This window comes from Escherichia sp. MAL-1 (genome assembly GCF_052948035.1).
In genome coordinates, this window is sequence record NZ_CM129609.1 from 396,031 (window position 1) to 415,081 (window position 19,051).

The 19,051-nt window shown below is 51.8% G+C and carries 21 protein-coding genes; 14 read left to right on the forward strand and 7 right to left on the reverse strand.

Translation table 11 applies throughout. The features are described 5' to 3' along the window. Positions 1-46 precede the first annotated feature (46 nt). Positions 47-2,137, reverse strand: coding sequence for a YccS/YhfK family putative transporter (locus ACU8XX_RS01830; protein ID WP_001295162.1), 2,091 nt, complete (start codon positions 2,135-2,137; stop codon positions 47-49). 50 nt (positions 2,138-2,187) lie between these two features. After that, a complete protein-coding gene (crp, locus tag ACU8XX_RS01835; protein ID WP_000242755.1) occupies positions 2,188-2,820 on the reverse strand; it encodes a cAMP-activated global transcriptional regulator CRP in 633 nt (210 codons plus the stop codon). Positions 2,821-3,121: 301 nt separating this feature from the next. On the opposite strand from crp, the gene ACU8XX_RS01840 reads away from it, so the two are divergent. Beyond that, the gene (locus ACU8XX_RS01840) at positions 3,122-3,526 is read left to right on the forward strand and encodes an OsmC family protein (RefSeq protein WP_001148908.1); all 405 of its coding nucleotides are present in this window, start codon (positions 3,122-3,124) and stop codon (positions 3,524-3,526) included. Positions 3,527-3,580: 54 nt separating this feature from the next. Here ACU8XX_RS01840 and ACU8XX_RS01845 read toward each other — a convergent pair whose 3' ends face one another. From ACU8XX_RS01845 to ACU8XX_RS01860, 4 genes are read right to left on the reverse strand one after another with little or no spacing between them, the layout of a single operon-like run. Beyond that, on the reverse strand, positions 3,581-4,450 hold the full coding sequence (locus tag ACU8XX_RS01845) for a phosphoribulokinase (RefSeq protein WP_001274680.1): 870 nt from the start codon (positions 4,448-4,450) through the stop codon (positions 3,581-3,583). A gap of 53 nt (positions 4,451-4,503) precedes the next feature. Beyond that, positions 4,504-4,722: a YheU family protein gene (locus ACU8XX_RS01850; protein ID WP_000907085.1), complete on the reverse strand. Its 219-nt coding sequence runs from the start codon at positions 4,720-4,722 to the stop codon at positions 4,504-4,506. After that, positions 4,716-5,738: a hydrolase gene (locus ACU8XX_RS01855; RefSeq protein WP_000057356.1), complete on the reverse strand. Its 1,023-nt coding sequence runs from the start codon at positions 5,736-5,738 to the stop codon at positions 4,716-4,718. Before ACU8XX_RS01855 ends, ACU8XX_RS01850 begins: the two co-directional genes overlap by 7 nt. Then, positions 5,738-7,651 carry an ABC transporter ATP-binding protein gene (locus ACU8XX_RS01860; protein WP_000634798.1) on the reverse strand — a complete coding sequence of 638 codons (1,914 nt, stop codon included), beginning with the start codon at positions 7,649-7,651 and terminating at the stop codon, positions 5,738-5,740. The genes ACU8XX_RS01855 and ACU8XX_RS01860 overlap by 1 nt, the downstream gene beginning before the upstream one ends. Positions 7,652-7,781: 130 nt before the next feature. On the opposite strand from ACU8XX_RS01860, the gene kefG reads away from it, so the two are divergent. From kefG to slyD, 4 genes are all read left to right on the forward strand, one after another. Continuing rightward, on the forward strand, positions 7,782-8,333 hold the full coding sequence (gene kefG / locus ACU8XX_RS01865; RefSeq protein WP_001297514.1) for a glutathione-regulated potassium-efflux system ancillary protein KefG: 552 nt from the start codon (positions 7,782-7,784) through the stop codon (positions 8,331-8,333). After that, the gene (kefB, locus tag ACU8XX_RS01870; protein ID WP_000399122.1) at positions 8,333-10,138 is read left to right on the forward strand and encodes a glutathione-regulated potassium-efflux system protein KefB; all 1,806 of its coding nucleotides are present in this window, start codon (positions 8,333-8,335) and stop codon (positions 10,136-10,138) included. Before kefG ends, kefB begins: the two co-directional genes overlap by 1 nt. A 9-nt stretch (positions 10,139-10,147) precedes the next feature. Continuing rightward, complete coding sequence (locus ACU8XX_RS01875; RefSeq protein WP_001007730.1) at positions 10,148-10,348, forward strand: YheV family putative zinc ribbon protein; 201 nt, start codon at positions 10,148-10,150, stop codon at positions 10,346-10,348. Between the two features lie 94 nt (positions 10,349-10,442). Further along, positions 10,443-11,033: a peptidylprolyl isomerase gene (gene slyD / locus ACU8XX_RS01880; RefSeq protein WP_000861334.1), complete on the forward strand. Its 591-nt coding sequence runs from the start codon at positions 10,443-10,445 to the stop codon at positions 11,031-11,033. A 48-nt stretch (positions 11,034-11,081) separates the two neighbouring features. On the opposite strand, the gene ACU8XX_RS01885 is transcribed toward slyD, so the two are convergent. Continuing rightward, positions 11,082-11,300 carry a protein SlyX gene (locus tag ACU8XX_RS01885; RefSeq protein ID WP_001153615.1) on the reverse strand — a complete coding sequence of 73 codons (219 nt, stop codon included), beginning with the start codon at positions 11,298-11,300 and terminating at the stop codon, positions 11,082-11,084. Positions 11,301-11,520: 220 nt separating this feature from the next. Here ACU8XX_RS01885 and fkpA point away from each other — a divergent pair, with 220 nt between their 5' ends. The 9 genes from fkpA (at position 11,521) to tuf (ending at position 18,795) form a co-directional block, all read left to right on the forward strand. Then, positions 11,521-12,333: an FKBP-type peptidyl-prolyl cis-trans isomerase gene (gene fkpA, locus ACU8XX_RS01890; protein ID WP_000838250.1), complete on the forward strand. Its 813-nt coding sequence runs from the start codon at positions 11,521-11,523 to the stop codon at positions 12,331-12,333. A gap of 166 nt (positions 12,334-12,499) precedes the next feature. Continuing rightward, positions 12,500-13,222, forward strand: coding sequence for a helix-turn-helix transcriptional regulator (locus tag ACU8XX_RS01895; protein WP_000091466.1), 723 nt, complete (start codon positions 12,500-12,502; stop codon positions 13,220-13,222). After that, positions 13,222-13,608: a sulfurtransferase complex subunit TusD gene (gene tusD, locus ACU8XX_RS01900; protein WP_001209680.1), complete on the forward strand. Its 387-nt coding sequence runs from the start codon at positions 13,222-13,224 to the stop codon at positions 13,606-13,608. The genes ACU8XX_RS01895 and tusD overlap by 1 nt, the downstream gene beginning before the upstream one ends. Further along, positions 13,608-13,967 (forward strand): sulfurtransferase complex subunit TusC, encoded by a 360-nt coding sequence (gene tusC, locus ACU8XX_RS01905; protein WP_000820714.1) that lies wholly within the window; start codon positions 13,608-13,610, stop codon positions 13,965-13,967. The genes tusD and tusC overlap by 1 nt, the downstream gene beginning before the upstream one ends. A 7-nt stretch (positions 13,968-13,974) precedes the next feature. Beyond that, a complete protein-coding gene (gene tusB / locus ACU8XX_RS01910) occupies positions 13,975-14,262 on the forward strand; it encodes a sulfurtransferase complex subunit TusB (protein WP_000903373.1) in 288 nt (95 codons plus the stop codon). Positions 14,263-14,387: 125 nt separating this feature from the next. Then, entirely contained in the window at positions 14,388-14,762 is a 375-nt protein-coding gene (rpsL, locus tag ACU8XX_RS01915) for a 30S ribosomal protein S12 (protein WP_000246815.1), read from the forward strand. Between the two features lie 96 nt (positions 14,763-14,858). Next, positions 14,859-15,329, forward strand: coding sequence for a 30S ribosomal protein S7 (rpsG, locus tag ACU8XX_RS01920; RefSeq protein ID WP_001138043.1), 471 nt, complete (start codon positions 14,859-14,861; stop codon positions 15,327-15,329). A 96-nt stretch (positions 15,330-15,425) separates the two neighbouring features. Continuing rightward, entirely contained in the window at positions 15,426-17,540 is a 2,115-nt protein-coding gene (gene fusA, locus ACU8XX_RS01925) for an elongation factor G (RefSeq protein WP_000124700.1), read from the forward strand. A gap of 70 nt (positions 17,541-17,610) precedes the next feature. Then, positions 17,611-18,795, forward strand: coding sequence for an elongation factor Tu (gene tuf, locus ACU8XX_RS01930; protein ID WP_000031783.1), 1,185 nt, complete (start codon positions 17,611-17,613; stop codon positions 18,793-18,795). Positions 18,796-19,051 lie beyond the last annotated feature (256 nt).

The window sequence follows — 19,051 nt, forward strand, 5'->3', positions numbered from 1 at the left end:
GATGTCGGATGCGGCGTGAATGCCTTATCCGATGGTTTAGCCTGCATTACGCCTTCGAATCCCGCAACTTGCGACTCAGCCAAATCCCGTGATGCGGTCGCTGACGCCATGCCATCGACGAAATGGTGTGCATGGTGTTCAGATGACCAATAACCCGCTGTAAATGCTGCTCCAGCGTACCTGCCGCGCCTTCGTGCGGCTGCATCTCCGGCGCATCCATGATATTGGCATCGCCAGAACTACCCGGTTCGTCATACTCCAGTCGCTGCTGACAACGCTGAATGGCGATTTCACAAGACTGTAAATACTCTTGTGCCAGTTCAGGTGGCAATGCCCGGTGTTCCCGCGCCAGCGTGGTCATGGCATTAATATGCTCAACAATAAACTGGCTGTGCGTTACCCACAGTTTCATATCTGCCAGATAATGGCTGTTAAACGCCGGTTCCTGCATCGCCTGATTCAATGAGTTATACAGAGTGTTATGTGCCTGATTTACCCGCATTCGCTGCCAGGCCAGTGGCGTAGGTTGCGGATCCTCGCTAAGAATCAAGCGAATCGCTTCCTGATAGGCTTCTAAAGCATCATGGGCGTTTTTACGCAATAACCCGCTCTGCCACTGCGGCCACAGCCAGACAGTACCGCCGAAAGCAATTAAACAACCAATAATGGTATCGATAAGACGCGGAAGGATGTATTGCTCGCCGTTCAACCACAATAGTTGCAGGGTATACACTGCGGTAATAGTAAAACCGACCGTCGCCCAGCCGTAGTTTTTGCGCAATATCAGGTAGCTGGCGAGGGTGGTAATCAGCATCAACGTCAGGGTGTAACCTTCGGGAATTTTAAAGTGCAGCGCCACGCCCGCAATGATTAACCCGACCACGGTTCCCACGGAGCGATTCACAATCCTCAGACGGGTTGCGCCATAGCCATTTTGTGTCACCAGCAATACCGTCATCAGGATCCAGTACGACTTCGGCAGATGCAGCGCGGTGCCCATCAGGCTGGCAACGCTTAACATCACACTGAGTCGTCCGGCATTGCGTAGCGCCGGAGACTTTAGTGACAGATAACTTTTCAGCGCCGGAAGTAATGGCATTCGCCGCTGTTTATCGGCCAGTAAGTCACGGGCATAGAGCGGTTTTTGGGTGCGCAGCACGCGGGCGATGCGGCTGAAATGCCAGTAGCAGAATTGCCCAACCGGATTATCCGGATGCTGGCGGGCGATTTTTTCCAGTGCGCCAATTTGCTTTTCCATCGTAAAACGCGTTGGCAGGCGATGGTAAAGAATGTCATCAGCCAGCACGCGCAGGCGAGCGGCGACGGTTTGCGCATTCCAGCGGATAACTTCTTCCGCATGGCTACGCTCGACCAGTTTTTGCACCTCTTCCGGCTGATGCAAACTGACCGAAATATGTTCCTGCAAATCCAGCGCCTCCTGGAAAATACGCAGCATCCGCTTGTAATCGGTATTGTTTTGCGCGGAAAGCATATGCATTTGCTGATAGCACTGGGTAATTAAATCGACCGCTTTTTGCTGGCGCACCAGCAGCGGCGGCAGCGCTTTTTCAGGGTCGGTGTGCTGGGTAAGCAGGCTGTATTTGGCTTCACAATAATCTGCCAGTTCACGGTACAGCAGACTTAGTGACTCGCGCAGCGGTTGTTCGCGCCAGATCCAGAACCAAAACCAGTTAAACAATCCGTACCAGAGAGTGCCCAACGCATAGATGAGCAATGGTTCCCAGACCGGCATGTATCCCGCCAGACTGAGGGTAAAAATGGCGGCGAGCAGCGATGCGGGAAGCAATTTTGCGTGCAATGGCCCCAGCTCAGCAGTGACGCCAAGTACCAGCGTTAATCCGGTCAGCAAAAAGGGCAGGGGGACATCTTTTGCCAGTAGTAGCTGTGTCAGCAAGCTACAGGTGGCAAACAGCGACGCACCAATGATTAAGCGTTTGAAAAAACGTTTATGAGGCGTATCAAGGCCCGCAATATTGCAACAGGCAGGAACGAGGGAGAAGAGCAGACCGAATCGTAATTCGCCAAGCATTAACCCAACGGCCACGGGCAAACATAGCACCAGCGTTTGTCGAAGTGCATAGTTGATATCGGGGTGATAAATCAGTCTGCGCCACATCGGGGGAAACAAAATGGCGCGCTACCAGGTAACGCGCCACTCCGACGGGATTAACGAGTGCCGTAAACGACGATGGTTTTACCGTGTGCGGAGATCAGGTTCTGATCTTCCAGCATCTTCAGAATGCGTCCCACGGTTTCACGAGAACAGCCGACAATCTGACCAATTTCCTGACGGGTAATTTTGATTTGCATACCGTCCGGGTGAGTCATAGCGTCTGGTTGTTTTGCCAGATTCAGCAGAGTCTGTGCAATGCGGCCCGTCACGTCGAGGAACGCCAGGTTGCCCACTTTCTCTGAAGTGACTTGCAGACGACGCGCCATCTGTGCAGACAAACGCATCAGAATGTCCGGGTTTACCTGAATCAATTGGCGAAATTTTTTGTACGAAATTTCAGCCACTTCACAGGCGGTTTTCGCACGTACCCATGCGCTACGTTCCTGGCCCTCTTCAAACAGGCCCAGTTCGCCAATAAAATCACCCTGATTCAGATAGGAGAGGATCATTTCTTTACCCTCTTCGTCTTTGATCAGCACTGCCACAGAGCCTTTAACGATGTAGTACAGCGTTTCCGCTTTTTCACCCTGGTGAATAAGCGTGCTCTTGGATGGGTACTTATGAATGTGGCAATGAGACAAGAACCATTCGAGAGTCGGGTCTGTTTGCGGTTTGCCAAGCACCATGCGCGGTTATCCTCTGTTATAAGCTTTCTCCAGAGCCAGATAACGCCGCTGTCTCTGGATTGCCGAAATATGCTTCCCGCTACCTGGGAAGGGGCTATCAACTGTACTGCACGGTAATGTGACGTCCTTTGCATACATGCAGTACATCAATGTATTACTGTAGCATCCTGACTGTTTTAGCATAGCTTTCGCTTTGTGTCTCCTGGTGTCTCGCTTCAGCATGACCCAGGTCGCCTTCCGTTGCGCGATTTGGTTAGTACGCGTACTCTGTCAGGAAAATTGACGCAGTGGAGTAGCAAAAATGCAAGCGCGAGTGAAGTGGGTCGAAGGGTTAACTTTTCTGGGCGAATCCGCCTCTGGTCATCAGATTTTAATGGACGGCAACTCAGGCGATAAAGCACCAAGTCCGATGGAAATGGTGTTGATGGCGGCGGGTGGTTGCAGTGCCATCGATGTGGTTTCGATCCTGCAAAAAGGGCGTCAGGATGTGGTCGATTGTGAAGTAAAATTGACCTCTGAACGCCGCGAAGAGGCACCACGCCTGTTTACGCACATTAATCTGCATTTTATCGTCACCGGTCGCGACCTGAAAGACGCAGCGGTTGCGCGTGCGGTTGATCTCTCTGCCGAGAAATATTGTTCAGTGGCGTTGATGCTGGAAAAAGCGGTGAATATTACTCACTCGTATGAAGTGGTTGCCGCGTGACTTAACTATCCCGTTGTGAAGCCGGATAGTATTTTATCCGGCGTAATAGCAGAGTTACTCGATTTTCTTTCCTTCCATCAATCGTTGCACCAGCGGCAGCATAATTAATTCCATTGCCAGACCCATTTTGCCGCCCGGTACCACTAACGTATTGATGTGGGAAATGAATGAGCCTTGCAACATCGCCAGCAGCCAGGGGAAATCGATCCCTTCCAGATTACGAAAATGGATCACCACAAAGCTTTCATCGAGCGACGGGATACCTTTTGCCGCGAACGGGTTTGAAGTGTCGACGGTGGGAACGCGCTGGAAGTTAAGATGGGTGCGGGAAAACTGCGGTGTGATGTAGTTGATATAGTCTTCCATTGAACGCACTACTGAGTCCATCACTGCTTCTCGTGAGTGCCCGCGCTCGCTGGTGTCGCGGATCAGTTTTTGAATCCACTCAAGGTTAACGATAGGCACCACGCCGACCAGTAAGTCCACATGCTGCGCAACGTTATGCTGTGGCGTGACTACGCCGCCGTGTAAACCTTCATAAAACAGTACATCAGTGGGTTCCGGTAAAGGTTGCCAGGGGGTGAATGTCCCCGGTACCTGATTCCACGGTACGGCTTCATCGTAGGTATGCAGATATTTGCGAGATTTCCCTTTGCCGCTCTGACCGTATTCAATGAAGGTTTGTTCCAGCAGGCCGAAGTCGTTAGCCTCGGGGCCGAAGTAGCTGATATGCCGCCCGGCGTCGCGCGCTTTGCGGATCGCCATGTCCATTTCCGGGCGGGTGTAACGGTGAAAACTGTCGCCTTCCACCTCAGCTGCATGCAGATTTAACTGCGCGAATATTTTACGAAACGCGAGGCTGGTGGTGGTGGTCCCCGCGCCGCTGGATCCTGTTACCGCAATGACCGGATGTTTGGCAGACATAGTAACTCCATGACTTAGCTATCATTATTATCTCGTCCGCCGACGGTTGCAGGTTATTCGCGAAACTGACTGCGCGGCATAATATTGACCGTTTCGTGCAGCTCCGACCATACCAGCACCGCTTCTCCGCACTGTAGCTGGCGTTTGACGTCGGCGACTTTCTGTTCAAGTGTACGCTCATGTTCACCATAATCGGTGCCTTCACGTAACACAAAGCTTTCAATTAAATTTTCCAGCGTTTCGGGGGAGAGGTCTTGCCACGGAATCAACATGATTTCGCCTCCAGATACGTTGTTAACCAGTCAGGAATGCGTGACTCCAGCCACATTTGCGGATGAAGTAATGTACCGCCAATAAAGCCAACATGACCGCCATGTTCAGTCAGTTGATACTCCACCTGCGGGGGGAGACTTTCCGGTTTCGGGATCACCTGATGATCCATAAACGGATCGTCTTTGGCGTGAATAATCAGCGTCGGTTTGGCGATCCGGTTCAGCATCGGCATGGCGCTACACTGACGATAATAGTCGATAGCGTCGGCGTAGCCGTGAATTCTGGCGGTGATGAGATCGTCAAATTCACGGATGCGACGTACCGATTTTAACTGCGCGAGATTAATCGGCAGCGTTCCGGGGTAGGCTGCCAGCTTGCGCGCGGCATTGGCTTTTAACAGGTTCAGCAAGTAACGCTGATAAACGCGGGAAAAGCCCTTTTCCATATGATAGCTACAGGCTTCCAGCATAAACGGCGCAGAGACAATCACCGCCGCATCAACCGGGAGATCATTGCCTTCCTTTGCCAGCAAACAGGCCAGCATATTACCGCCGAGCGAATAGCCGACGGCAGCCGTTGGCGCATGACCAAATTCGCGTTGCAGCCAGCGTAAAAACCAACTGGCGTCTTCGGTTTCGCCCGAATGGTAAATGCGGTGCATACGGTTTGGTTCACCGCTGCATCCGCGAAAATGCATCACCACGCCCAGCCAGCCGCGCTTTTGCGCCGCCTCAACCAGACCGTGGGCGTAAGGGCTGTTGAGACTGCCTTCCAGCCCGTGAAACACCACCAGACGAGGTTTATGTTGCGCCTGTGCAGGGTTTTCACTCCACGCAAGATCGACAAAATCGCCGTCGGGCAACTCCAGCCGCTGCCAGTACGGGGTGAATTTCACCTGACGACGAAACAGACGCGGCAGCATGGTTTGCAGATGACAATTGCTAAAGCCGCGCATGGGGATGAATTCAGCACTGCTGCTGAATTCATTGGCATCGGTCGTCGTTATCTGCGCCATCAGTTGCTTTGGCCTTCCAGCAGCATCTGCTCAAGCTGCTCCTGGGCTTCCAGCCATGCCATTTCGCACTCTTCCAGGCCGGATTTGGCGCTGGCTTGCTGTTGCAGGCAGGCGGTCAACTCCGCTTTACGGCTCTGGTCATACAGTTCGCTGTCGCCGAGTTTCTCTTCCGCCTGCGCCAGTTGCGCGTTCAGCTTCTCCATCTCTTTTTCCAGACGGGCAATCTCTTTACGCAGTGGCTGGGTTTGCGCACGCAGCTCAGCTTCCCGACGCTTCTGATCTTTACGTGCCTGGGCGCTGTTCGCATTCTCTTTTGGCGCTTCGTCGGTCTGGTTTTCCTGCTTTTGTACGTCGCTCAACCACTGTTGATAATCTTCCAGATCGCCGTCGAACGGTTCGACTTTACGATCGTGAACCAGGTAGAGATCGTCAGTGGTGGAACGCAGCAAATGACGGTCGTGCGAAACGACAACCAGCGCGCCTTCAAACTCGATTAATGCTTCGGTGAGTGCCTGACGCATGTCGAGGTCAAGGTGGTTAGTCGGTTCGTCGAGCAGCAGCAGATTCGGCCGCTGCCAGACAATTAATGCCAGCACCAGGCGGGCTTTTTCCCCACCGGAGAAGCGGCGCGTTTCTTCGGTTACTTTATCGCCCTGGAAACCAAAGCCGCCGAGGTAGTCACGCAGTTTTTGTTCCAGCTCCTGCGGCGCTAAACGTGCCAGATGTTGAATAGGTGATTCGTCGGCGCGCAGGTATTCAAGTTGATGCTGGGCGAAGTAGCCGAGTTTGATCCCTTTCGCCAGACCAATTTCACCGCTGACTGGCGCAAGTTCACCGGCTAACAGTTTGATTAATGTCGATTTACCCGCGCCATTGCGGCCTAACAGACCAATACGCGAGCCGGGCACCAGGTTCAGTTTAATCGAGTCGAGAATAATGCGATCGCCATAGCCCGCGCTGACTTTTTCCATCTTCAGTAACGGATTTGGCAGGCTTTCCGGCGCGCGGAAGCTAAAGCGGAACGGGTTGTCGACGTGCGCGGGGGCAATTAGCTCCATACGCTCGAGCATCTTAATGCGGCTCTGGGCCTGCTTCGCTTTGGTGGCTTTGGCACGGAAACGGTCGATATAACTTTGCAGATGCGCTACGCGTTCCTGCTGGCTTTCGTACATCGCTTGTTGCTGCGCCAGACGGGTGGCGCGCTGTACTTCAAACGAACTGTAGTTGCCGGTGTACTCGAACATGCTTTGTTGTTCGATATGAATAATTTTATCGACGATCGGATCGAGGAAGTCGCGGTCGTGAGAGATCAGGATCAGCGTGCCCTGATAGCTCTTCAGCCATTTTTCCAGCCAGATAACGGCATCGAGATCGAGGTGGTTAGTCGGTTCGTCGAGCAGCAGCAAGTCTGAACGGCAAATCAGCGCCTGGGCAAGGTTAAGACGCATACGCCAGCCCCCGGAAAAATCACTTACCGGGCGCTCCAGTTGTTCATTGCTGAAACCGAGGCCGTGCAGCAGGCTGGCAGCACGGGAGCGAATACTCCATGCGTCAATAGCATCCAGCTTGCCATGAATGGTCGCAATGGCGTGCCCGTCGTTACGTTCGTTGGCGTCGTGTAGCTGCGCTTCTAGTTGACGATATTCACGGTCGCCGTCAATGACATATTCCAGCGCCGCTTGCGGTAACGCCGGCGTTTCCTGATTCACCCACGCCAGTTGCCAGCTTCCCGGAAAGGTGTAGCTGCCGCCGTCGGCGCTGATTTCATTTTTCAGCAATGCCAGCAGGGTAGATTTACCACAGCCGTTTTTACCCACCAGGCCGACTTTCTGCCCAGGGTTGATGGTGGCGGTGGCATTATCCAGCAGGACGCGCACGCCGCGACGAATTTGTAACGAGGAGAAAACAATCATAAGGTGCCGTATGTTCAGACTATGTTAACTTATCATTATGATAATGTAATGTATGGGCGAGCTGCCGCACCGGGCGCAATGGTAGCCCAAAACAGCGACTATACACAAAAACCATACCGGGAGGGGGATGATGTCTCAGCCAGCGAAAGTTTTGCTGCTGTATGCCCATCCGGAATCTCAGGACTCGGTGGCAAACCGGGTACTGCTTAAACCGGCCACGCAGCTCAGCAATGTTACCGTGCACGACCTTTACGCGCACTATCCCGATTTTTTTATTGATATCCCCCGTGAGCAGGCATTACTGCGCGAGCACGAGGTGATTGTCTTTCAGCATCCTCTTTATACCTATAGCTGCCCGGCGCTACTGAAAGAGTGGCTGGACCGGGTATTAAGTCGTGGTTTTGCCAGCGGGCCGGGAGGAAACCAACTGGCGGGAAAGTACTGGCGTAGCGTGATTACCACCGGCGAGCCGGAAAGTGCTTACCGTTATGACGCGCTGAATCGCTACCCGATGAGCGATGTGCTGCGCCCCTTTGAACTGGCGGCGGGCATGTGCCGGATGCATTGGTTAAGTCCCATCATTATTTACTGGGCGAGACGGCAAAGCGCACAGGAGCTGGCGAGCCACGCCAGAGCCTACGGTGACTGGCTGGCAAATCCGCTGTCTCCAGGAGGCCGCTGATGGAAGGTTCCGATTTTTTACTCGCAGGAGTGCTGTTTCTCTTCGCGGCGGTGGCTGCGGTGCCGCTGGCATCGCGGCTGGGTATTGGCGCTGTGTTGGGATATTTGCTGGCAGGGATTGCAATTGGCCCGTGGGGGCTGGGGTTTATTAGCGACGTCGATGAGATCCTCCACTTTTCGGAACTCGGCGTGGTATTCCTGATGTTTATCATCGGCCTTGAGTTGAATCCCTCCAAACTTTGGCAACTGCGGCGTTCGATTTTTGGCGTAGGCGCGGCACAGGTGCTGTTAAGCGCGGCGTTGCTGGCGGGATTATTGATGCTGACGGATTTCGCCTGGCAGGCGGCGGTGGTCGGTGGCATTGGCCTTGCGATGTCTTCAACTGCAATGGCGTTGCAATTGATGCGTGAGAAAGGGATGAATCGCAGCGAATCCGGCCAGCTCGGGTTTTCGGTTCTGCTGTTTCAGGATCTGGCAGTAATCCCAGCACTGGCGTTAGTGCCGTTGTTGGCGGGGTCGGCAGACGAACATTTCGACTGGATGAAGATCGGCATGAAGGTGCTGGCGTTTGTCGGCATGCTGATTGGTGGGCGCTATTTACTGCGTCCGGTATTCCGCTTTATTGCAGCTTCTGGCGTGCGGGAAGTGTTCACCGCCGCGACGCTGCTGCTGGTGTTGGGTTCCGCATTGTTTATGGATGCGCTGGGGCTGTCGATGGCGCTCGGTACATTTATTGCGGGCGTGCTGCTGGCGGAAAGTGAATATCGCCATGAACTGGAAACGGCTATCGATCCCTTCAAAGGCTTGCTGCTCGGTTTGTTCTTTATCTCTGTCGGCATGTCACTCAACCTCGGGGTGCTTTATACCCATCTGTTGTGGGTAGTGATAAGCGTGGTTGTGCTGGTGGCGGTGAAAATTCTCGTGCTGTATCTGCTGGCGCGATTGTATGGCGTGCGTAGCTCAGAGCGGATGCAGTTTGCTGGCGTGTTGAGTCAGGGTGGTGAGTTTGCCTTTGTCCTCTTTTCTACCGCTTCTTCACAACGCTTATTCCAGGGCGACCAGATGGCGTTGTTGCTGGTGACGGTGACGCTTTCCATGATGACCACGCCGTTGCTGATGAAGCTGGTGGATAAATGGCTATCCCGCCAGTTTAACGGACCGGAAGAAGAAGACGAAAAACCGTGGGTCAACGATGATAAACCCCAGGTCATTGTCGTGGGCTTCGGGCGTTTTGGTCAGGTGATTGGTCGTTTGCTGATGGCAAATAAAATGCGCATTACCGTGCTGGAGCGGGATATCAGCGCCGTTAACCTGATGCGTAAATACGGCTACAAAGTTTATTACGGCGACGCCACGCAGGTCGATCTTTTACGTTCTGCGGGTGCAGAGGCCGCTGAGTCTATCGTCATTACCTGTAACGAGCCGGAAGACACCATGAAGCTGGTGGAAATATGCCAACAGCACTTTCCGCATTTGCATATTCTTGCGCGAGCGCGCGGACGTGTGGAAGCGCATGAGTTATTACAGGCAGGGGTGACGCAGTTTTCCCGTGAAACATTCTCCAGTGCGTTAGAGCTGGGGCGCAAGACGCTGGTCACGCTTGGCATGCATCCGCATCAGGCACAGCGAGCGCAACTGCATTTTCGCCGCCTGGATATGCGGATGCTGCGAGAGCTCATCCCAATGCATGCCGATACCGTACAAATTTCTCGCGCCAGGGAAGCCCGACGCGAACTGGAAGAGATTTTCCAGCGTGAAATGCAACAAGAACGACGCCAGCTGGACGGCTGGGATGAATTTGAGTAGAGGGTAAAGATGGCAATCCGAAAACGTTTTATTGCGGGCGCAAAATGCCCGGCCTGTCAGGCGCAGGATTCAATGGCGATGTGGCGCGAAAATAATATTGATATTGTTGAATGTGTTAAGTGCGGACATCAGATGCGAGAAGCAGACAAAGAAGCCCGCGATCACGTTCGCAAAGATGAGCAAGTGATCGGGATTTTTCATCCGGACTAGCGATATGCGCCGAGTTTTTTTAAGCTAGTGAGTACACGGCTGCAGAATTCCGCTACAATCTGCGCCACTATTCTTCCCATGCTCAGGAGATATCATGAAAGTAGCAAAAGACCTGGTGGTCAGCCTGGCCTATCAGGTACGTACAGAAGACGGTGTGTTGGTTGATGAGTCTCCGGTGAGTGCGCCGCTGGACTACCTGCATGGTCACGGTTCCCTGATCTCTGGCCTGGAAACGGCGCTGGAAGGTCATGAAGTTGGCGACAAATTTGATGTCGCTGTTGGCGCGAACGACGCTTACGGTCAGTACGACGAAAACCTGGTGCAACGTGTTCCTAAAGACGTATTTATGGGCGTTGATGAACTGCAGGTAGGTATGCGTTTCCTGGCTGAAACCGACCAGGGTCCGGTACCGGTTGAAATCACTGCGGTTGAAGACGATCACGTCGTGGTTGATGGTAACCACATGCTGGCCGGTCAGAACCTGAAATTCAACGTTGAAGTTGTGGCGATTCGCGAAGCGACTGAAGAAGAACTGGCTCATGGTCACGTTCACGGCGCGCACGATCACCACCACGATCACGACCACGACGGTTGCTGCGGCGGTCATGGCCACGATCACGGTCATGAACACGGTGGCGAAGGCTGCTGTGGCGGTAAAGGCAACGGCGGTTGCGGTTGCCACTAATACCGAAAAAGTGACAAAAAAGCGGGGAATCCCCGCTTTTTTTACGCCTCAATAATGTGGCGGTGGCGTTTCTTCAGCCTGCGACGCGATGTTCGACGGCTGGCTGGCTTTTAACTTCTCGGTCAGCAGACGCAGATGATCGCGCAGTTTCGCCATCTCCATTTCATGAGCGGTCACCGTGACGTTCAGTTCTTCAATGGTGATTTCCTGAAAAGCCAGTCGGCTCTCCAGCTCTGCCAGGCGTGCTTCCAATGATAAATCCTGCATGATTCACCTCTTTTGTCGAATGGTCGCCGCGGATTCTACTTAACTTTGCTGCCCGAGACAGCACTCATTTCGCGGTCATCGAAACTAATTTAAACAAAAAGAGTCTGAAAATAGATGATAATAGGGCGTGTCTGTATGTAGATTTGTTCGACAACGCTTTATAGTACCCTTCTGATAATAGTTAACCCTGGGGTGAGATGCCCCGATCCTGGAGATATGGATGAAATCACTGTTTAAAGTAACGCTGCTGGCGACCACAATGGCCGTTGCCCTGCATGCACCAATCACTTTTGCTGCTGAAGCTGCAAAACCTGCTACAGCTGCTGACAGCAAAGCAGCGTTCAAAAATGACGATCAGAAATCAGCTTATGCACTGGGTGCCTCGCTGGGTCGTTACATGGAAAACTCTCTAAAAGAACAAGAAAAACTGGGCATCAAACTGGATAAAGATCAGCTGATCGCTGGTGTTCAGGATGCATTTGCTGATAAGAGCAAACTCTCCGACCAAGAGATCGAACAGACTCTACAAGCATTCGAAGCTCGCGTGAAGTCTTCTGCTCAGGCGAAGATGGAAAAAGACGCGGCTGATAACGAAGCAAAAGGTAAAGAGTACCGCGAGAAATTTGCCAAAGAGAAAGGTGTGAAAACCTCTTCAACTGGTCTGGTTTATCAGGTAGTAGAAGCCGGTAAAGGCGAAGCACCGAAAGACAGCGATACTGTTGTAGTGAACTACAAAGGTACGCTGATCGACGGTAAAGAGTTCGACAACTCTTACACCCGTGGTGAACCGCTTTCTTTCCGTCTGGACGGTGTTATCCCGGGTTGGACAGAAGGTCTGAAGAACATCAAGAAAGGCGGTAAGATCAAACTGGTTATTCCACCAGAACTGGCTTACGGCAAAGCGGGTGTTCCGGGGATCCCACCGAATTCTACCCTGGTGTTTGACGTAGAGCTGCTGGATGTGAAACCAGCGCCGAAGGCTGATGCAAAGCCGGAAGCTGATGCGAAAGCCGCAGATTCTGCTAAAAAATAAGCATTAAGAACCGCCGCCTGACCAGGCGGCGGTTTTTTTATTACAGGCCGGATATAATTAGTGCTGGAAAGCGGAACCTCCGCTGTATTAATTTAGTTACCCGCATCATTAATGAGCCTGCCCTGAAAAGTTAACGACAGGCTCCTGAAAAGGAGTGTTTTTTTTCATGTCCAGGTCGCTTTTAACCAACGAAACCAGTGAGTTGGATTTACTGGATCAACGTCCTTTCGACCAGACCGATTTTGATATTCTGAAATCCTACGAAGCGGTGGTGGACGGGTTAGCGATGCTTATTGGCTCCCACTGTGAAATCGTTTTGCACTCTTTGCAGGATCTAAAATGTTCAGCCATTCGCATTGCTAACGGTGAACATACAGGCCGGAAGATTGGTTCGCCAATTACTGACCTGGCGCTACGTATGCTGCACGATATGACGGGAGCGGATAGCAGCGTTTCTAAATGCTACTTTACTCGCGCCAAAAGCGGCGTATTAATGAAGTCCCTGACTATCGCGATTCGTAACCGCGAACAGCGTGTAATTGGTCTGCTGTGCATCAATATGAATCTTGATGTTCCCTTCTCGCAGATTATGAGCACCTTTGTGCCGCCAGAAACCCCGGATGTCGGTTCAAGCGTCAACTTTGCCTCTTCTGTTGAAGATCTGGTTACCCAAACGCTGGAGTTCACCATCGAAGAAGTGAATGCCGATCGCAATGTTTCTAATAACGCCAAAAATCGTCAGATCGTGCTGAATCTCTACGAGAAAGGGATCTTCGATATTAAAGATGCGATCAACCAGGTTGCTGACCGCCTGAACATCTCCAAACACACTGTCTATCTCTACATCCGCCAGTTCAAGAGCGGTGATTTCCAGGGGCAAGATAAGTAATGCGTTTTGCCATCGTGGTGACCGGGCCAGCATACGGTACGCAACAGGCGAGTAGTGCTTTTCAGTTTGCGCAGGCGCTGATAGCAGATGGCCATGAGTTAAGCAGCGTCTTTTTCTATCGGGAAGGGGTCTATAACGCTAACCAATTGACCTCTCCGGCAAGTGACGAATTTGACCTCGTACGGGCCTGGCAACAACTGAATGCGCAACATGGTGTGGCGCTGAATATCTGCGTAGCGGCAGCATTACGCCGTGGCGTTGTTGATGAAACGGAGGCCGGAAGACTGGGGCTGGCTTCGTCAAACCTTCAGCAGGGATTTACCTTAAGCGGACTTGGGGCGCTGGCGGAAGCCTCGCTGACCTGTGACAGGGTGGTACAGTTCTGATGAAACGAATTGCGTTTGTTTTTTCTACTGCACCTCATGGTACAGCCGCAGGCCGGGAAGGTTTAGATGCTTTACTGGCAACTTCCGCATTAACTGACGATCTGGCTGTCTTCTTTATAGCTGATGGCGTTTTTCAGCTGCTGCCAGGACAAAAGCCCGATGCAGTGCTGGCGCGTGATTACATTGCCACTTTTAAATTGTTGGGTCTGTACGACATTGAACAGTGCTGGGTTTGTGCGGCTTCACTGCGCGAACGCGGGTTAGATCCGCAGACACCCTTTGTTGTCGAAGCCACGCCGCTCGAAGCAGATGCCTTACGCCGCGAACTCGCCAACTACGATGTTATTTTGAGGTTTTGAGGCGTTTATGCTGCACACATTACATCGCTCACCCTGGCTGACGGATTTTGCTGCGCTGCTGCGTCTGCTCAGTGAAGGAGACGAACTGCTATTATTGCAAGATGGCGTAACTGCCGCAGTTGACGGTAACCGCTACCTTGAAAGTCTGCGTAATGCCCCCATTAAGGTCTATGCCCTGAACGAAGACCTTATTGCCCGCGGTTTGACTGGTCAAATTTCGAACGACATCATTCTCATTGACTATACTGATTTCGTCAGACTTACGGTTAAGCACCCCAGCCAGATGGCCTGGTGATGGCGGGATCGTTGTATATTTCTTGACACCTTTTCGGCATCGCCCTAAAATTCGGCGTCCTCATATTGTGTGAGGACGTTTTATTACGTGTTTACGAAGCAAAAGCTAAAACCAGGAGCTATTTAATGGCAACAGTTAACCAGCTGGTACGCAAACCACGTGCTCGCAAAGTTGCGAAAAGCAACGTGCCTGCGCTGGAAGCATGCCCGCAAAAACGTGGCGTATGTACTCGTGTATATACTACCACTCCTAAAAAACCGAACTCCGCGCTGCGTAAAGTATGCCGTGTTCGTCTGACTAACGGTTTCGAAGTGACTTCCTACATCGGTGGTGAAGGTCACAACCTGCAGGAGCACTCCGTGATCCTGATCCGTGGCGGTCGTGTTAAAGACCTCCCGGGTGTTCGTTACCACACCGTACGTGGTGCGCTTGACTGCTCCGGCGTTAAAGACCGTAAGCAGGCTCGTTCCAAGTATGGCGTGAAGCGTCCTAAGGCTTAATGGTTCTCCGTTAAGTAAGGCCAAACGTTTTAACTTAAATGTCAAACTAAACTCGTAGAGTTTTGGACAATCCTGAATTAACAACGGAGTATTTCCATGCCACGTCGTCGCGTCATTGGTCAGCGTAAAATTCTGCCGGATCCGAAGTTCGGATCAGAACTGCTGGCTAAATTTGTAAATATCCTGATGGTAGATGGTAAAAAATCTACTGCTGAATCTATCGTATACAGCGCGCTGGAGACCCTGGCTCAGCGCTCTGGTAAATCTGAACTGGAAGCATTCGAAGTAGCTCTCGAAAACGTGCGCCCGACTGTAGAAGTTAAGTCTCGCCGCGTTGGTGGTTCTACTTATCAGGTACCAGTTGAAGTCCGTCCGGTTCGTCGTAATGCTCTGGCAATGCGTTGGATCGTTGAAGCTGCTCGTAAACGCGGTGATAAATCCATGGCTCTGCGCCTGGCGAACGAACTTTCTGATGCTGCAGAAAACAAAGGTACTGCAGTTAAGAAACGTGAAGACGTTCACCGTATGGCCGAAGCCAACAAGGCGTTCGCACACTACCGTTGGTAATCCCTTCGGAGTTTTAGTCACCAGGCGGGCGCTTCCAGTAAGCAGCCCGCTTTGGGCTACTTAAATTGAACGCCTAAAAGATAAACGAGGAAACAAATGGCTCGTACAACACCCATCGCACGCTACCGTAACATCGGTATCAGTGCGCACATCGACGCCGGTAAAACCACTACTACCGAACGTATTCTGTTCTACACCGGTGTAAACCATAAAATCGGTGAAGTTCATGACGGCGCTGCAACCATGGACTGGATGGAGCAGGAGCAGGAACGTGGTATTACCATCACTTCCGCTGCGACTACTGCATTCTGGTCTGGTATGGCTAAGCAGTATGAGCCGCATCGCATCAACATCATCGACACCCCGGGGCACGTTGACTTCACAATCGAAGTAGAACGTTCCATGCGTGTTCTCGATGGTGCGGTAATGGTTTACTGCGCAGTTGGTGGTGTTCAGCCGCAGTCTGAAACCGTATGGCGTCAGGCAAACAAATATAAAGTTCCGCGCATTGCGTTCGTTAACAAAATGGACCGCATGGGTGCGAACTTCCTGAAAGTTGTTAACCAGATCAAAACCCGTCTGGGCGCGAACCCGGTTCCGCTGCAGCTGGCGATTGGTGCTGAAGAACATTTCACCGGTGTTGTTGACCTGGTGAAAATGAAAGCTATCAACTGGAACGACGCTGACCAGGGCGTAACCTTCGAATACGAAGATATCCCGGCAGACATGGTTGAACTGGCTAACGAATGGCACCAGAACCTGATCGAATCCGCAGCTGAAGCTTCTGAAGAGCTGATGGAAAAATACCTGGGTGGTGAAGAACTGACTGAAGCAGAAATCAAAGGTGCTCTGCGTCAGCGCGTTCTGAACAACGAAATCATCCTGGTAACCTGTGGTTCTGCGTTCAAGAACAAAGGTGTTCAGGCGATGCTGGATGCGGTAATTGATTACCTGCCATCCCCGGTTGACGTACCTGCGATCAACGGTATCCTGGACGACGGTAAAGACACTCCGGCTGAACGTCACGCAAGTGATGACGAGCCGTTCTCTGCACTGGCGTTCAAAATCGCTACCGACCCGTTTGTTGGTAACCTGACCTTCTTCCGTGTTTACTCCGGTGTGGTTAACTCTGGTGATACCGTACTGAACTCCGTGAAAGCTGCACGTGAGCGTTTCGGTCGTATCGTTCAGATGCACGCTAACAAACGTGAAGAGATCAAAGAAGTTCGCGCGGGCGACATCGCTGCTGCTATCGGTCTGAAAGACGTAACCACTGGTGACACCCTGTGTGACCCGGATGCGCCGATCATTCTGGAACGTATGGAATTCCCTGAGCCGGTAATCTCCATCGCAGTTGAACCGAAAACCAAAGCTGACCAGGAAAAAATGGGTCTGGCTCTGGGCCGTCTGGCTAAAGAAGACCCGTCTTTCCGTGTATGGACTGACGAAGAATCTAACCAGACCATCATCGCGGGTATGGGCGAACTGCACCTCGACATCATCGTTGACCGTATGAAGCGTGAATTCAACGTTGAAGCGAACGTAGGTAAACCGCAGGTTGCTTACCGTGAAACTATCCGCCAGAAAGTTACCGATGTTGAAGGTAAACACGCGAAACAGTCTGGTGGTCGTGGTCAGTATGGTCATGTTGTTATCGACATGTACCCGCTGGAGCCGGGTTCAAACCCGAAAGGCTACGAGTTCATCAACGACATTAAAGGTGGTGTAATCCCTGGCGAATACATCCCGGCCGTTGATAAAGGTATCCAGGAACAGCTGAAAGCAGGTCCGCTGGCAGGCTACCCGGTAGTAGACATGGGTATTCGTCTGCACTTCGGTTCTTACCATGACGTTGACTCCTCTGAACTGGCGTTTAAACTGGCTGCTTCTATCGCCTTTAAAGAAGGCTTTAAGAAAGCGAAACCAGTTCTGCTTGAGCCGATCATGAAGGTTGAAGTAGAAACTCCGGAAGAGAACACCGGTGACGTTATCGGTGACTTGAGCCGTCGTCGTGGTATGCTCAAAGGTCAGGAATCTGAAGTTACTGGCGTTAAGATCCACGCTGAAGTACCGCTGTCTGAAATGTTCGGATACGCAACTCAGCTGCGTTCTCTGACCAAAGGTCGTGCATCATACACTATGGAATTCCTGAAGTATGATGAAGCGCCGAGTAACGTTGCTCAGGCCGTAATTGAAGCCCGTGGTAAATAAGCCTAAGGGTTAATACCAAAGTCCCGTGCTCTCTCCTGAAGGGGAGAGCACTATAGTAAGGAATATAGCCGTGTCTAAAGAAAAATTTGAACGTACAAAACCGCACGTTAACGTTGGTACTATCGGCCACGTTGACCACGGTAAAACTACTCTGACCGCTGCAATCACCACCGTACTGGCTAAAACCTACGGCGGTGCTGCTCGTGCATTCGACCAGATCGATAACGCGCCGGAAGAAAAAGCTCGTGGTATCACCATCAACACTTCTCACGTTGAATACGACACCCCGACCCGTCACTACGCACACGTAGACTGCCCGGGGCACGCCGACTATGTTAAAAACATGATCACCGGTGCTGCTCAGATGGACGGCGCGATCCTGGTAGTTGCTGCGACTGACGGCCCGATGCCGCAGACTCGTGAGCACATCCTGCTGGGTCGTCAGGTAGGCGTTCCGTACATCATCGTGTTCCTGAACAAATGCGACATGGTTGATGACGAAGAGCTGCTGGAACTGGTTGAAATGGAAGTTCGTGAACTTCTGTCTCAGTACGACTTCCCGGGCGACGACACTCCGATCGTTCGTGGTTCTGCTCTGAAAGCGCTGGAAGGCGACGCAGAGTGGGAAGCGAAAATCCTGGAACTGGCTGGCTTCCTGGATTCTTATATTCCGGAACCAGAGCGTGCGATTGACAAGCCGTTCCTGCTGCCGATCGAAGACGTATTCTCCATCTCCGGTCGTGGTACCGTTGTTACCGGTCGTGTAGAACGCGGTATCATCAAAGTTGGTGAAGAAGTTGAAATCGTTGGTATCAAAGAGACTCAGAAGTCTACCTGTACTGGCGTTGAAATGTTCCGCAAACTGCTGGACGAAGGCCGTGCTGGTGAGAACGTAGGTGTTCTGCTGCGTGGTATCAAACGTGAAGAAATCGAACGTGGTCAGGTACTGGCTAAGCCGGGCACCATCAAGCCGCACACCAAGTTCGAATCTGAAGTGTACATTCTGTCCAAAGATGAAGGCGGCCGTCATACTCCGTTCTTCAAAGGCTACCGTCCGCAGTTCTACTTCCGTACTACTGACGTGACTGGTACCATCGAACTGCCGGAAGGCGTAGAGATGGTAATGCCGGGCGACAACATCAAAATGGTTGTTACCCTGATCCACCCGATCGCGATGGACGACGGTCTGCGTTTCGCAATCCGTGAAGGCGGCCGTACCGTTGGCGCGGGCGTTGTTGCTAAAGTTCTGGGCTAATTACACGTTAATTAGTTTTGAATTGAAAAGGGCGCTTCGGCGCCCTTTTTGCATTTGTTGACGGCATATCTTATTCGTACTGTCAGAACGAATAAATTATTCATATTTAAAATATCAATTCAATTTAACATTTTAAATATGAATGTTTCTGTTTTTAAAATGCTTCATTTGTCAGGCTTTTTTCTTATTTTTAATGCCGTAATTTAATTCATATTGAAGGGTTCTCGTAAAACGTAAATAATTCCTGCGTAGGACT

Bases quoted from the DNA above. Each gene is read 5' to 3' on its own strand.
- ACU8XX_RS01830 (WP_001295162.1), bottom strand. From the start codon at position 2,137: ATGTGGCGCAGACTGATTTATCACCCCGATATCAACTATGCACTTCGA.
- crp (WP_000242755.1), bottom strand. From the start codon at position 2,820: ATGGTGCTTGGCAAACCGCAAACAGACCCGACTCTCGAATGGTTCTTG.
- ACU8XX_RS01840 (WP_001148908.1), top strand. From the start codon at position 3,122: ATGCAAGCGCGAGTGAAGTGGGTCGAAGGGTTAACTTTTCTGGGCGAA.
- ACU8XX_RS01845 (WP_001274680.1), bottom strand. From the start codon at position 4,450: ATGTCTGCCAAACATCCGGTCATTGCGGTAACAGGATCCAGCGGCGCG.
- ACU8XX_RS01850 (WP_000907085.1), bottom strand. From the start codon at position 4,722: ATGTTGATTCCGTGGCAAGACCTCTCCCCCGAAACGCTGGAAAATTTA.
- ACU8XX_RS01855 (WP_000057356.1), bottom strand. From the start codon at position 5,738: ATGGCGCAGATAACGACGACCGATGCCAATGAATTCAGCAGCAGTGCT.
- ACU8XX_RS01860 (WP_000634798.1), bottom strand. From the start codon at position 7,651: ATGATTGTTTTCTCCTCGTTACAAATTCGTCGCGGCGTGCGCGTCCTG.
- kefG (WP_001297514.1), top strand. From the start codon at position 7,782: ATGTCTCAGCCAGCGAAAGTTTTGCTGCTGTATGCCCATCCGGAATCT.
- kefB (WP_000399122.1), top strand. From the start codon at position 8,333: ATGGAAGGTTCCGATTTTTTACTCGCAGGAGTGCTGTTTCTCTTCGCG.
- ACU8XX_RS01875 (WP_001007730.1), top strand. From the start codon at position 10,148: ATGGCAATCCGAAAACGTTTTATTGCGGGCGCAAAATGCCCGGCCTGT.
- slyD (WP_000861334.1), top strand. From the start codon at position 10,443: ATGAAAGTAGCAAAAGACCTGGTGGTCAGCCTGGCCTATCAGGTACGT.
- ACU8XX_RS01885 (WP_001153615.1), bottom strand. From the start codon at position 11,300: ATGCAGGATTTATCATTGGAAGCACGCCTGGCAGAGCTGGAGAGCCGA.
- fkpA (WP_000838250.1), top strand. From the start codon at position 11,521: ATGAAATCACTGTTTAAAGTAACGCTGCTGGCGACCACAATGGCCGTT.
- ACU8XX_RS01895 (WP_000091466.1), top strand. From the start codon at position 12,500: ATGTCCAGGTCGCTTTTAACCAACGAAACCAGTGAGTTGGATTTACTG.
- tusD (WP_001209680.1), top strand. From the start codon at position 13,222: ATGCGTTTTGCCATCGTGGTGACCGGGCCAGCATACGGTACGCAACAG.
- tusC (WP_000820714.1), top strand. From the start codon at position 13,608: ATGAAACGAATTGCGTTTGTTTTTTCTACTGCACCTCATGGTACAGCC.
- tusB (WP_000903373.1), top strand. From the start codon at position 13,975: ATGCTGCACACATTACATCGCTCACCCTGGCTGACGGATTTTGCTGCG.
- rpsL (WP_000246815.1), top strand. From the start codon at position 14,388: ATGGCAACAGTTAACCAGCTGGTACGCAAACCACGTGCTCGCAAAGTT.
- rpsG (WP_001138043.1), top strand. From the start codon at position 14,859: ATGCCACGTCGTCGCGTCATTGGTCAGCGTAAAATTCTGCCGGATCCG.
- fusA (WP_000124700.1), top strand. From the start codon at position 15,426: ATGGCTCGTACAACACCCATCGCACGCTACCGTAACATCGGTATCAGT.